The sequence below is a fragment of the Hymenobacter sp. BRD128 genome, assembly GCF_013256625.1.
GTDB lineage: Bacteria > Bacteroidota > Bacteroidia > Cytophagales > Hymenobacteraceae > Hymenobacter.
The window spans coordinates 394,683-407,803 of record NZ_CP053908.1 but is presented as its reverse complement, the minus strand read 5'-3'; the positions used below and the strand labels follow the sequence as shown (position 1 = coordinate 407,803).

Sequence of the window (13,121 nt, the reverse complement as noted above, 5' to 3'; positions counted from 1 at the left end):
TAATAACTTGCAAGGACCTTTTTTATTAATGCAAGGATAAATCAATGAGCTAAGCAAAGGTAACCGTACTTTGCATGAATAGCCCAATCCCTCTAGGGTGTACTAGGATGGCGATAGCCCATATGGCATCGTGGCCTAACTTTGCCGGGCTTATGTTACTAGCGGTTCGCCACTCGGGCCGCTGCGGTAAGCCGGCTGCGTCGCTTAACCGCGCGCTTCTTTATACTTATGAATCAGCCCTTTCCTAAGATACGATTCGGGATAATGTGCAATGGTAACCACCTGGCCGCCTGGGAGCGACAGGTTATTGACCGGCTGCTGGCCACGCCGGGAGTTTCGCTGGACCTACTTATTGTAGAGGGTCAAGTACTGGGCCGAGCCATGAGCGTAGCTAGCCGGGCGGCGCGCATTAGTCCACGGCGCTTGCTGTTTACCGCCTACAGCAAGCTGCTTTATAAGCCAGCCGCCACCCGTCGGGTGGGCATTGCTGACCTGATAGCTCGCACGCCTGCCCTCACCTGTACCGTGCAGCTAAAGGGTAAATTCTCACAGTATTTTACGGAAGCTGATATTGAAAATGTAGCCAGCTACCAACTAGACTTCGTGTTGCGTTTTGCTTACAATATTATTCGGGGCAAAATTTTAGCTACGCCACGCTTTGGGGTGTGGTCGTTTCATCACGACGATGAAATGCACTATCGTGGGGCACCGCCCTGCTTCTGGGAAATTTATCGTAACGACCCCGTTACGGGCGCCATCCTGCAGCGACTTACTGACAAGCTTGACGGTGGCGTAGTGCTAAAGAAAGGGTTTTTTCGCACCAAATTTTACAGCTATACCGGCACCATCGACATGGTGTATGACGAAAGTGCGCACTGGCCAGCGGCCATCTGCCGGCAACTGCAACTTGACCCAGCCCAGCTAGACTTTACCACGGCTACCCCAACCAACGCGCCCATCTATTACCCGCCCACTAATAAGCAGTTCTTAATTTTTGCGGCTAAAGTGCTGCGCAATAAACTGCGGAAGGCCTACGAAACCTTCTTACGGGCCGAAGAATGGAACATTGGGGTAGTGGCGCGGCCCATCCAGGACTTTTTGCAGCCCGAACAACTGCGTGGAATTTCCGTCGATACTGCCCCGCTGCCCAACCGCACCACGTTTTTTGCCGACTGCTTTGGTCGGCCCGAGGCTAATGGTACCTGGATTTATTTTGAGTCGTTCGATTACCGCGTAAACCGGGGCACCATTGCCCGGCTCCGCTACCCGTGGCAAGCAGGTGCTGTGGCCGAGTCGGTCATGGATTTTCCTTATCACCTCTCTTATCCCTACCTGTTTGGCAATTACTGCCTGCCTGAGTCGGCGGCCGATGACAAGATTGCCCTTTACGACCTAAGCGCTCCCCGCCAGCAGCCAGCGGCGGCGGCGCTGCCAGGCCTAGCGCTGCCAGGTGTCGACCCCACCGTTATTGAGCACGAGGGGCGCTACTGGCTGTTTTATACCCGCAAGGACCGCGACCCCGACCTAAATCTCTACGTGGCTTACGCCGACCAATTGACCGGTCCCTGGCAACAACACCCGCAAAACCCGGTAAAAACCGATGTACGCAGCGCCCGCCCCGCCGGCACGCCCTTTCAACACGAGGGGCGCTGGTACCGCCCGGCTCAGGACTTTTCGCGGGGCTACGGCGGCGGCATCGTCATCAACGAGATACTGACCCTTACTCCTGCTTTATACGCCGAGCGGGCCGCCGTCGAATTAACTTCGCCGCACCCCGGATACCCCGACGGCCTGCACACCATGTCGCGCATCGACGAGCAGCACACAGTGATTGATTTCAAACGCTACCGCTTCATCCCGGTCGTTGCCTGGACGCGGCTGCGTGCTTTGCTGGGTCGCTAGGCTACTTTTTGGCTAGCACCTGGTCGATTACCGCTAGCCACTTGCTAAACATCTTTTCGGCGGTGAAATCCTGCATCCGCTGTGCGCCCTGCCGGGCGTAGTGGGCGCGTTTTTCACCGTCGGCCAACAGTTGCTTTAGCGTAGCAACCCACTCGGCAAGCGCGTGCTGCCGAAAATCAGGGTCGAGCAGGGGCATCAATACGCCGTAATCAGCCCATTCGGTGGTAGCGGCTACCTTAGTCGGAGGCGTGGCAGGCGCCAGAATCTCGCGAGGGCCGGTAGGGCAGTCGGTGGTGATAACCGGGGTGCCACAAATCATGGCTTCGCAGAGTGCCAACGGGAAGCCTTCCCATTCAGAAGGAAAAACGAATAACCCAGCCCGCCGGATGTATTTGAAGGGGTTTTTCTGAAAACCCAGCATGTATACATCATATTCTTGGTCTAGCGGGTCGTTGTTCCAGGCTTGGTAAAGGCGCAGGCCTAGCCCCAGCGTCTGGGTCACCAGCTTGTCGCGCAGGTCGCCATCACCCAGAAAAACCAATTTGCTGCCTGGCTGCTCGCGCAGCAGCGTGGCAAAGACATCGAGCAGCGGCGCCTGGTTTTTTTGGGGAGCGAAGCGGCCCGAGGTTACCATCACGCGCGGCGCGCTGAAGAGCGCCTCGTACTGCGGCTCGATGGGCTCGTTGGCCTTAGCCAAAATTTGCTCGGGATAAAAGAAATTATTAATAACCGTAACGCGCTCGGGCTTAATGCCATATACCCCAACCAATTCTTGCCGCAGTTCGCGGCTCACGGTCACTATATGGTCGGGCAGGCGGTAGATAAAAGGCAGCAGAATATGCTGCCGCAGCCAGCCTGTCCACCCAACCATGCTGTCGTCGTGCACCTTCGAACCATGAATAACCGCAATCGTGCGCTCTCCCACGCGGCTTAGCAGGTTTACGTAGTCGGCGCCTTCGAGGTGGCTAATGCTGATATCGGTGTGCTGCTCGTGCTTGATGCGGCGCAGATGCTGGATGCGCTGCCAGAAGCTTTTGAGTTTGCCGCTCAGCCCAGCGGCTGCCTCTACTTGCAGGCTTATTACCGGGTTGCCACTGGGGTATACGTCGGGCAAGTCCAGGTTGAACACGCATTCCGTGACCTGGAAGCGGCTTGACAGCTCCACGCTATGGTCGTGAAATACTTGTTGCGCGCCCCCAAACCCAAAGCAGGGAATAACCAATAAAACGTTGCGGGAAGAAGAATTCATACACTAAAACTGCCGAAAGGCTTTCACAATAAATTTGAGGTGCTGCCGGCCAGCCACTGCGCTATAGGCGGCCAGAGGGCTGTTTCTGAACTCTCGCAACGCCCCTAGCCGGCGCTGCGGATAAGTGTAGCACACCTCAAACCAGCGCTCGCCCAACCCCCGCTGCAGGGCTGCTGGCTCAAATAGGGGCTGCCGTTCATTGAAGGCAAGCAACTTACGCAACCACGCGTCTACTTCAGCCAGCGTCACGTCGCCGGGCGGGCGCTCCAGCATCGCCAGGGTATTGTATACGTGCAGCTCGCGCGCGGTGAAGGGAATGCCCCAGTCGCGCAGCAATTGCTCGCGCACGTGGTCTGATACGCTCTCGCGTTCGTTCAGAATAGCTTGCTTCTGAGTGCGCACCGGCACCCGGTAGTTGATGAGCGCCTCCTGAATGGTGGCAATGCGCAATTGCCGAATGTAGCGGGCGCAAAAATCGTAGTCCTCCGTTTGGCGCAGGCTGGCGTTGTAGCGCAGGCCCTGCTCGCGAAACAAGCTGGTACGCATCATCGCCGACGGGTTGCCGGTGGGGAGGGTAAACAAGGTCAGCACCTGCGTATCGGCGGGTTGGGCAGGATAGCGGTTAAGGTAGGTGCTAGCCCCGAAGTTCTGCATGAAGCTTCCCACGATATTTACCTCAGGGTGCGCGTCGAGGTAGGCCACCTGCTTGGCCAGGCGCTCGGGGTGGCAAATATCGTCGCCATCCATTTTGGCAATGTATTCGCCCTGCACGTGCGGCAAGGCGGCATTGTCGGTGCCGGCACGCCCTAGGTTGCGCCCGTTGCGGATGAGGCGCAGCCGTGGGTCAGCAAGCTGCTGAATCTGCGCCACAGTATCGTCGGTCGAGCAGTCGTCAAGAATCAGCAGCTCAAAATCCGGATAAGTTTGCCGCAGCAGGCTCTCGATGGTACCCCGAATATGGGCCGCTACGTTATAGACGGGCAGCACTACGGATACTTTGGGCATGGGAAGAAGGAAGATTCCTACCGGCGGCCTAGCCAGGCGGCGGGGTTTAGGTTATGAGTATACACAAAATCTTGCAGGCGCTTCGATAGCTGCCAGCCCAGCAATTTATTTACCAGCCGAAAAGCAGGGGTTGTAAACGGAGCGGCCGTGCTGCCGCCCAGCGCCTGGACCCTGGCCGCCGCCAACCGGCGCACCTCGGCATGCTGAGGATAATACTCGTAAATGAGGCGCTGGTAATTGTTGGCACAGGCCAAGCGCGTTTGAGGGGTATTGCGGGCAGCTAGCAGGTGCGCTTCATACGATTGGCACACTGCTAGGTGCGAACGGGTAGCTTTCTCGCTGCGAATACTGCTGAGCGAATCGCTGAGGCCCTTGCGGTAAAACGACTTGGCAGCGGGACAAAAGACGATGTTCTGGGTTTGCAGCAATACGCGGCTGAAAAACTCACCGTCGTCGTGCAATGAGATGGCCTCATCCCAGGGGCCGGCCGCCTCAATGAGGGCGCGGTGCGTGAGCCAGGCTGAAGGCTGCATCCATACGCCGTTTTCCCAGGCCGTTACGAGCCACTGCACGGGGTCAGTATAGTCTTGCCATAGCACGGTGGGGCGCAGGGCCTGCTCGTCGGGCTCGTGGTAAAACATGGCCCAGGCCGAGGCGGCTAGCTGCGCGCCCGGGTGCTGCTGCAGGCAGGCCAGCTGCGCCCGAATTTTGTCGGGGTGCAACAAGTCATCGGCGTCGAGGTATTGAATGTAGTCGCCGGTGGCCAGGGCAAAGGCTCGATTGCGCGCCGCACTAGCCCCCGCGTTGGCCTGCGACACCACCTGCACCTTCTCGCTGGCATAGCGCCGGGCCTTGGCTAGGGTGTCATCCCGTGAACCATCATCTACTACTACCACTTCCACGTGCGGCCAGGTTTGGGCTAGCACCGAATCCAGGGTCTGCTCGATATAGGGTGCCGCATTGTAAGCTGGAATCAGGACAGAAACTTTCACCGGGGTCATGGCCTGGAGTATATGAGGCAACGGCCTGCGCTTAAGCGGGCAACTGCTGTAAAACGGTATCGAGTGCCGCAATATCTACGTACAAGTCAGCATCTTGCACCGACTGCTGCTCATCGGCCGCCGGGCAGTATAGCAAGTGGTACTGGTAGCCCAGAACCTCACCTAGCCGGGTAAAGAAGTAATTATGGCCGTCGTCATACTTACGAAATTCTACCACCGTCGCCCGCTCGGGCATGAATATCATATTTGACAAGCCGGCACCGTGCATGCTCACCAGCACGTTGGCACTGGCGCACAGCCGCAGCTGGTCTTCAAAGGCAAAATCCTCAAAGCATACGCATTGAAAGCCATAACGGCTCAGCAGTTGCTCTACCTCAAGCTCGTTCAGCACCTTGCGGCGCGGCGCTTTGCGCCGGCTGATGTAGAGGCGCGTGGGCGAGGCCGGTGCCTCCTGCCCTACTCCGGCGGCAGCCAGAAGCACGGCTTTCACCTCCCGCATGGTTTGGGCCGAGTAGTTGCCCTGGGCTTCGGGCAAGAGCGGCAGGGCTAGCTCTGGCACCCGGTACATAGTTTGGGGCTGCAGGCGCTCCACTGCCGTGAGTTGGAGCAGGCGCAACGTGTCGGTATAAAAGGCATCGGTATACGACGCGGGCAGCAGTAGGGTAAAAGCCGGAATGGTGCGCTGGGCTTCCAGCAGCTTGGGAATACTTTCCAGCAGCCAGTGGTAGTAGCCGCGGTACGAAGTATGCACCCGTACATAGGGCTTGCCGGCAGGCAGACGCTTTTTGGCGAAGCGCAGCCAGATTTGCAGCAAACCCTTCCAGTTGTGCAGCCAGATGCGGCGATGCTCGGTTAGCACCATAGAGTCGGGCACTACCCGCAGCTGCCGAAAGATGGCTCCGTCGGCGAGCAGCCAGTGATTTTTTAGCCAGATAATCATGTGTGTGCAATCCGTGACATACTAAGCACTCGCATCGGGTTACGCGCTGATTTTATTGCGACCCAGCAGGCGCTCCTTCAGCCAATAAGCGCTGTCATACCAGATGTGACCTGGCTTTTCGCCTTTTAAGAAATAGCGAACGGTATTGGCCACGCCCTGGCCTACACTTTCAAACAGCAGATTGAAGCGCGCCTGCTCTTCATAAAGCAGCACCAGATGCTTCGCTAGCAGCGCTTCTAAGTTCAGGCCAGCAGGAGCCTGGGTAGTTAGCTGGCTTTGCAATTGTTCGATGAGTAGCCTGCGGGCGTGAATTTTGTACTTCCACATCTTGTACCGATTGCCTGACATATTATTACCGTGGGTGCGGGCATAGAACTCGGTGCCCGGGCGGTTATCGTAGGCATAAGCTGCGCCCAGCAGCACACCCCGGTACCAAAAGTGCCAATCTTCGAGCGAAAACAGCTGCTCGCTGAACTTGCCAATCTGGTCGGCCAGCGACTTACGAAAAACCGGGTTGCCGGGCAAAAACATATTGTCGTGGGCCATGTGCAAGGCCAACTCCTGGCCTTGCCCCGAAACAGGTCCCATTTGCAGGTGCAACGGGACTATCGTACGCTCGGCCACCACTTCGGCATGCTGAAAATTATAGGTATCGCCAAATACTAAGGCTACTTCTGGGCGCTCGCGCAGCACTGCTGAGTGCAGCGCGAGCTTTTCAGGGGCCAGATAATCATCAGCGTCCAGCAGTTGTACATACTCCCCTTTGGCCAGGCCTAGCCCGGTGTTGCGCGCCGCCGACAGGCCCTGGTTGGCTTGATAGTGATAAATAATGCGGGCATCCTGGTCGGCATACTTCTGCACGATGGCGGCTGTGTTATCCTTCGAGCCGTCGTCGATAATAAGTATTTCCCAGTTTTTGTAAGTCTGGGCTAAGATGCTCTCAATGGCATCATGGATGTAGGCCGCGTAGTTGTAGCACGGAATGATAACGCTGATGAGCGGCTGGATATTTGGCATGGCGCTTAGTTGGTTTTAGCCGGGTCTAGCAACTCAGCATACATCTCCCGGTAAGCCTGCACCATTGCTTCGAGGGAAAATAGTCGTTGGGCCCGCTCCCGGTTGAACTGTCCCAGTTCCATTAGGCGAGCCGGCTGGTCGAGCAGCCGCACAATAGTGTCGGCTAGGGCATCGCTATCGCCGGCCGGTGCAAAAACGTCATCGCTCACCAGTATCTCGCGCAGTGCGCCTACCTCATAAGCGGCCACTGGAATACGCATATTCATGGCAAACGGCGTTACCTGCCCAAAACTCTCCTTATGCACCGGCGCCACAAAAACCGACATGCGCCGGTAGTATTCGGGCAATTCTCTATAAGGGATAACGCCCGTAAATTCAATCTTATCCGCAAGGCCAGCATCAGCTACTTTTTGTCGGTATAGCTCATCGTAGTATCCCTTGCCCACAATAAGTGCCTTAGTTTGCGGCCGGCGCTGAATAACCTTGATAAAAACATCTATCGATTCGACATTCAGTTTGTCGCGGTCCAGCCGATATACCATGCCAATGCAGTCCTTCGGCATTGGCTCCTCGGGACGCGTAAATACCGAAAAGTTTGACCCCGAATATACTACTCGATTATTAGGCGAAGGAATACCAGAATAATCCTGCGCATACCTGCTTACATAGGCATACCGCTCAATCTTTTCGTGCAGACAGGGTGCAATGGGGTTGTTGCAATTTTCAGTTACATGCGCCCCGTAAGCAAATGCTGCCTCGAATATCTGGTGATACCAGCGCCAGTGCTCGTAGCCATTCACTCGATTTCCCCAGTAATGCACGTGCACAATGTCGGGCTTAAGTTCGCGGAAGAGGGCTAGCGCCTCCTCGGTATGGCGCATGTACGCCAGTTCGGTAATGGGCACCCCAGCAGAGTATTTCCATTCGTAGTCATTATAAAGAATGAACTGATGCTCATATAAGTCACTACTACCTTCAATAATATCTACTATTAATTGTTGCGAGCCGCCCACCGCAAACGAAGCAATAGCGTGTACCACCCGCTTGCGCTGGGACACAGCCGGGGGCATGAGCTCAAGCTGATAGGGCTTATAATTGGCTCGTTCTAGCCGCTGCTGCGCCTGAATATACCTGCGCTCGGCCGAGAAAAAACGATGGGAAAACTGTTGAGCCCGTAGCTGTAGCGCGGCCAGTCTATATACACAAGCATAGCGCAACGCTTTTCCGAACCCCATATATTGCTCTAAATCTTCTTCCAACTGCTGGCGCTGCAAACAAGTCTGAACCCGTTCTTCTTGCAAGAATTTTAAATATGAGTTATTCGCGTTGTGCATGTGATATTATGTTGGTAACCGAGCCACCAATGCGCTGCTCTTAGGCATGCTGTTGCATTAAGTTTGCATACGTGTGCTCAGCCCATATACGACCGTTCTTCAATTCATATATCCTATCACAACCCTTCAACGTAGTCAGGCGGTGCGCGATAATGAAAATGGTAATACTTGTGTGTGAGAGCTTACTAATTGACTCACTTATTTCTCGTTCTGTCTCGTTATCGAGCGCACTGGTTGCTTCATCCAGCAGAAGTACTTCGGCCTGTTTATACAAGGCTCGGGCAATACCCACCCGTTGACGCTGCCCCCCCGATAACCGCGAGCCACGTTCCCCAATCGGCGTATTTATGCCTTCAGGCAAGCTAGCTACGAAGTCCGATAGGGAAGCCTGCTCCAGCGCGTACTTCATTCGTTCAGGATCTATCTGCTCATCGCGCAGTGTAATATTTTCGCCAATAGAGGCCTCCATCAAAAAAGTATCCTGTTTAACATAGCCCACTAATTTAAACCAAGCAGATTCATTTTCTGGCGTCAGAGGCACACCATCCACTTTAATAGCCCCCTTTTGCTCAGTATATGAGCGCAGCAGCAAATTCATCAGGGTTGTTTTGCCAGAGCCAGAAGTGCCGATGAAACCAACCTTTTCGCCCCGCGCTATACACAGAGAAATATCCCGAACCACGGGCTCTTCACTCCCAGGAAACGTAAAGGAGAGGTTATCAAATATTATGTCGCGCTCAAACTTCAGCGGTAATTGGGCTGGCTTGGTTGTAGTTAGATATTCCCGCATTTGCATAAGGTCATCAAGAACGTATTGACTTTGCCGTAGTGAGACTATAGAGGTTAAAATGCGGTTCATCGAAGGCATCAGCCGGTAAGCAGCCGCAGCGAATAAGCCAATAATAGTCACCATTTCCGCCGCATTATCAGCAAATAGAAGTGAGTACAGAAATATGAGCACAATAGCCGCAATAGCTACCATCTCGATAAGACGCTGCGGCATCAGCGAATACAAATACGAAGTGGCTTCTAGCTCCTGAATTGCCTCTTGATTATCAATAAGATATTGCTTAAATTGCTGCTGTTTACCAGCAAGTCGCAACTCAACAAATCCTATAAAAGACTCTATAATAGGCGGATAACTCAGCGGTCGCAACAAATTCAATTTTGTACCTACTTCATTAGCTCGGTTGCGTAGCAGACGATATATCAACACCATACTAGGCACTAATACAGCACCCAAAATAAGAAACAGTATTGGTTGGTAAACCAACATGCTCACAATTACTAATATTACAATAATAATTTCTGCGAAAAGAATAAATAATTGCCGAATAATACCGGCAACATAAGAGTTGGAAATATTCAGTGTACTATTCATGAAATTGGGCGACCCAACCTCATTAAATTTCAAGTAAGGAAGATTAATATGTTTTTGAAACTGACTGGAAACGACTTGTACCGCCAATCGGGCACTGAATTTCACCTGCTGGTAATTAATCAGCGTCGATAATATGTTCTTCGCAATGAAAAACAAAAAAATGCCAACCATTAGAAATAGCAGAAAATGCTTTTCTGAATTAAAATTCAGTACATTATATAGCCAATATGAATATCTATTTTTTAAAATAGAGCCAGGTCGCGATGCTGCCATAATGACTGGTACAAGGGAGGCTAAGCCGAATACATCAAGTACTGAAGTCAATATAAGCCAAAATAACATGGCAATGGACTTTTGCTTATCATTTGGCGACAAATAGTAACGGATACTATCAAGAGAACGCCAGACTATATTTTTGCTCATACTGTTTTAAAAACTATTGCTTTACTATTTTACTTTTACTTTTTAGCGACGCTAAGCATACAAGACAAAATGCTTCTTGTTTGCAAGTATCAGTAATGGCTTGCAAGCTACTCCACCTGCAGCTTAGGCAAGCTCTGCAGTATACTTGCGCATAACAAAGATACACCATAAGCGTACATCAAGATGCCTGCGCGTTAGCCTTAAGACCAAAAGCATCAGTTGTTTTTATTTACCTTTAATACCTAATTTTTTTCTACTCCATCCACAATGCACTTGAATTACATTGTTCTAGCCCATAAAAATCCTGAACAGCTGACCCGCATGATAAAGCGGCTTGACTGCCCTGAAGCCCGATTCTACATCAACATTGATATCCCCGTAGAGTTGGCTCCTTTTCAGGCAGGGCTGGCTGAAAACCCTCGATGCCTCTTCTTCACAGGGCCTCAACGGCTGAATACAATGTGGGGCCATGTAAATGCTGTAAAAGCAGCTTTAGTAGGCATCGCCCAAATCTTAGCCGACCAGCGCACTGGCTACACTATTCTTATTAGCGGTCAAGACTATCCAATTAAAAGCAATATATTTGTAAAAGAATTTTACAAAAAAAACTATGGCATTAATTTTATTGAATGTTTCCCATTGCCTGTCACATCCCATACCGCACCCAATATTCACGGCGGCTTGGCCCGTGAAAGTTGGATTCATCCTGAATATGGATCTAACGGTGGTATGGATAGACTAAATCATTACACCTTCTTTCTTTCGACCAAGCGAGAAGATAATGTAAGTATTCCACCCATCTTCTCGCGCGATTTTTTGAGCATGCGCAATATGCGTTGCGCGTTAGGCCTCCTTAGACGCCAACCAGCTATTTTCCGCAAACTATTATCTAAACGCAAGTTTCCCAGTGACCTACTCCCCTACGGTGGCTCACAGTGGTGGGCACTCCCTTACGAAACAATCGCTTTTTTGAATAAATATATTAAAGAAAATCCGTATTTTCTTGATTTCAACGACTTTACCTTATTATCCGATGAAATTTTTTTTCAAACAGTAGTAGCCAATAATTTTAAGAGGATTGCCCCACCAGTTGCATATGTCAACTTCACACGCCCCACCGGTCCTTGGCCTGCAACCTTTGTCGCTACTGATGTGGATGAATTAGTTGAGAGTACTTGTTTATACGCTCGGAAATTCGACCAAGACCAAGACAGAAAAATTTTAGATACTCTGGATGAGATAAATCAAACTGCGAGTTTTCTCAACTAACTAATTCACAGTGCTAATATGATTGCGCTAGAAATAGTTTAATATCGGAGGTAGGGGGCGGGCACAAACGATTCTGCTATCGCTCAGCATAATACAATTAAGAACAAAGCCACGCCAGTCACCAAGTAATCAAAAAATATTACAGCATATTTGCGAATGGCTTAACAAGAACTGACTGGTAGCCGTATGCGGGGGTATACATCCTTACTCGCTTGATTTACGTACCCGCATGGTAGCTGACTGCCAGCAGCCGGGAGCCAAAAAAGGTAGCTGTAGCCCGGCGCTTCGGTGTAAGCCACGCTTTTATCAAGGATTTAGTGTACCAGTGAGACGCCAGCGGCTTGCTGTCCCTTAAACCAGCCAAACCTATGCTGCCCGCTACTTCGACGCGGGCAGCATAGGTTTGGCTGGTTTAAGGGACAGCATCACCCGGATGTTACCATAGCCGAGTATTCGAGCTTGGCAAGCGCAAGGCGGGCCGTGGGCTAAACCTGCCTATAATAGGTGTTAAATGAGCACTGAGGCGGTTGGGTAAAAATGAATATATATAAATTAAATCTCCCTTGTTATAGAAGCAGAAAAGCCAGCCGGAAGCCGGAAGCGCACCAAGGATGATGCAGCATTTCGGACCGAGGAGGTTCGCCGTGTGCATCAGGATGGGCAAGCAATGATGCGGGTAGCATAGGCGTTGGGTATGAGCGGAGCCGTATTAGGTAAGTGGGTGCGGACAACTCGCGCCAAAGCAGCTCGTCCCGCAGGTAGCAAAGCGCTGGAGCAGGAAAATAAGCAGTTGCGGACCGATGAAACGCTTCGCTTTGATTGCCTTACATGCTCCCGGCCGCCTCGCGCTACCCAGGCCGACCCGCAGGCTGTGGCCGCCGCTAAAAAGCTCGCCACCTAGCCGTGGCCACGGCTCCCAACCAAATTTGGGTCGGCGACATTACCAACCTCGCCCTAGCCACAGGGCAGTGGGAGTATCTGGCCTGCTAGCGTGACTCTTTTTCCCGCCGTGTGGTGGGCACGGTGTCGCCGGAGTGACACTTAGCACGTCAGCGAATCGCTGCATACGGACTTGATTCTAAACGCCTTTAACCAAGCAGTAGTGGTCTGCCGGCTCCCGTTCGACCTACTCGTGCACGCTGACCGCGGCAGCCAGTACACCAGCGACGCTTTTACTACCCTGCTCGACCGCACCCAGGCCATTTCCAGCCTGAGTCGGCTTGGCAACCCCTACGACAACGCCTTGGCTGAGAGCAGCTGGAGTACCCTCAAAACCGAACTACTGCCCCGAGTAGCCTGCTTCACCGACTTGGAGGAAGCGCGCTAAGAACTGGCCGAGTAGCTAGACCATTACTACAATACTCAGCAACTGCACGCTGCTCTAGACTACTTTACCCCGCTCGAAATCGAACTCCGATACCTTTTTAATCTGCCTTAGCTCGGTGTCTATTTGTACCCGACCACCTCAGTCTGTAACAAATAATTTATTTAGATTCTTTATAAAGAAAATTCTAAATAATATATTTATATAATTTCTTTAACGTTAAAATGTATCAGATGAACGAAAACAAACGCTAGAAAATAGTTATAAATGATAATT

10 protein-coding genes are annotated in these 13,121 nt (G+C 52.2%); 3 read left to right on the top strand and 7 right to left on the bottom strand.

The annotated features are described in order from the left end of the window. Window positions 1-228: 228 nt before the first annotated feature. A complete protein-coding gene (locus GKZ68_RS01955; RefSeq protein WP_173110218.1) occupies window positions 229-1,902 on the top strand; it encodes a hypothetical protein in 1,674 nt (557 codons plus the stop codon). 1 nt (window position 1,903) lies between these two features. On the opposite strand, the gene GKZ68_RS01950 is transcribed toward GKZ68_RS01955, so the two are convergent. The 7 genes from GKZ68_RS01950 to GKZ68_RS01920 all read right to left on the bottom strand — a co-directional run bounded on the left by GKZ68_RS01950 (window position 1,904) and on the right by GKZ68_RS01920 (window position 10,252). Beyond that, window positions 1,904-3,151 (bottom strand): glycosyltransferase, encoded by a 1,248-nt coding sequence (locus GKZ68_RS01950; protein WP_173110216.1) that lies wholly within the window; start codon window positions 3,149-3,151, stop codon window positions 1,904-1,906. A 3-nt stretch (window positions 3,152-3,154) separates the two neighbouring features. Continuing rightward, on the bottom strand, window positions 3,155-4,156 hold the full coding sequence (locus GKZ68_RS01945; RefSeq protein WP_173110214.1) for a glycosyltransferase family A protein: 1,002 nt from the start codon (window positions 4,154-4,156) through the stop codon (window positions 3,155-3,157). 17 nt (window positions 4,157-4,173) lie between these two features. Further along, window positions 4,174-5,148 carry a glycosyltransferase family A protein gene (locus GKZ68_RS01940; RefSeq protein WP_173110212.1) on the bottom strand — a complete coding sequence of 325 codons (975 nt, stop codon included), beginning with the start codon at window positions 5,146-5,148 and terminating at the stop codon, window positions 4,174-4,176. A gap of 40 nt (window positions 5,149-5,188) precedes the next feature. Then, window positions 5,189-6,097 (bottom strand): DUF563 domain-containing protein, encoded by a 909-nt coding sequence (locus GKZ68_RS01935; RefSeq protein ID WP_173110210.1) that lies wholly within the window; start codon window positions 6,095-6,097, stop codon window positions 5,189-5,191. Window positions 6,098-6,136: 39 nt separating this feature from the next. Beyond that, complete coding sequence (locus tag GKZ68_RS01930; protein ID WP_173110208.1) at window positions 6,137-7,114, bottom strand: glycosyltransferase family A protein; 978 nt, start codon at window positions 7,112-7,114, stop codon at window positions 6,137-6,139. Window positions 7,115-7,119: 5 nt separating this feature from the next. Further along, a complete protein-coding gene (locus GKZ68_RS01925) occupies window positions 7,120-8,415 on the bottom strand; it encodes a glycosyltransferase family 4 protein (RefSeq protein WP_173110207.1) in 1,296 nt (431 codons plus the stop codon). Window positions 8,416-8,488: 73 nt separating this feature from the next. Beyond that, complete coding sequence (locus tag GKZ68_RS01920) at window positions 8,489-10,252, bottom strand: ABC transporter ATP-binding protein (RefSeq protein ID WP_173110205.1); 1,764 nt, start codon at window positions 10,250-10,252, stop codon at window positions 8,489-8,491. A gap of 267 nt (window positions 10,253-10,519) precedes the next feature. Here GKZ68_RS01920 and GKZ68_RS01915 point away from each other — a divergent pair, with 267 nt between their 5' ends. Next, window positions 10,520-11,521 carry a beta-1,6-N-acetylglucosaminyltransferase gene (locus GKZ68_RS01915; protein ID WP_173110203.1) on the top strand — a complete coding sequence of 334 codons (1,002 nt, stop codon included), beginning with the start codon at window positions 10,520-10,522 and terminating at the stop codon, window positions 11,519-11,521. Between the two features lie 1,132 nt (window positions 11,522-12,653). Further along, entirely contained in the window at window positions 12,654-12,848 is a 195-nt protein-coding gene (locus tag GKZ68_RS01910; protein ID WP_173110201.1) for an integrase core domain-containing protein, read from the top strand. The last annotated feature ends 273 nt before the right edge of the window (window positions 12,849-13,121 follow it).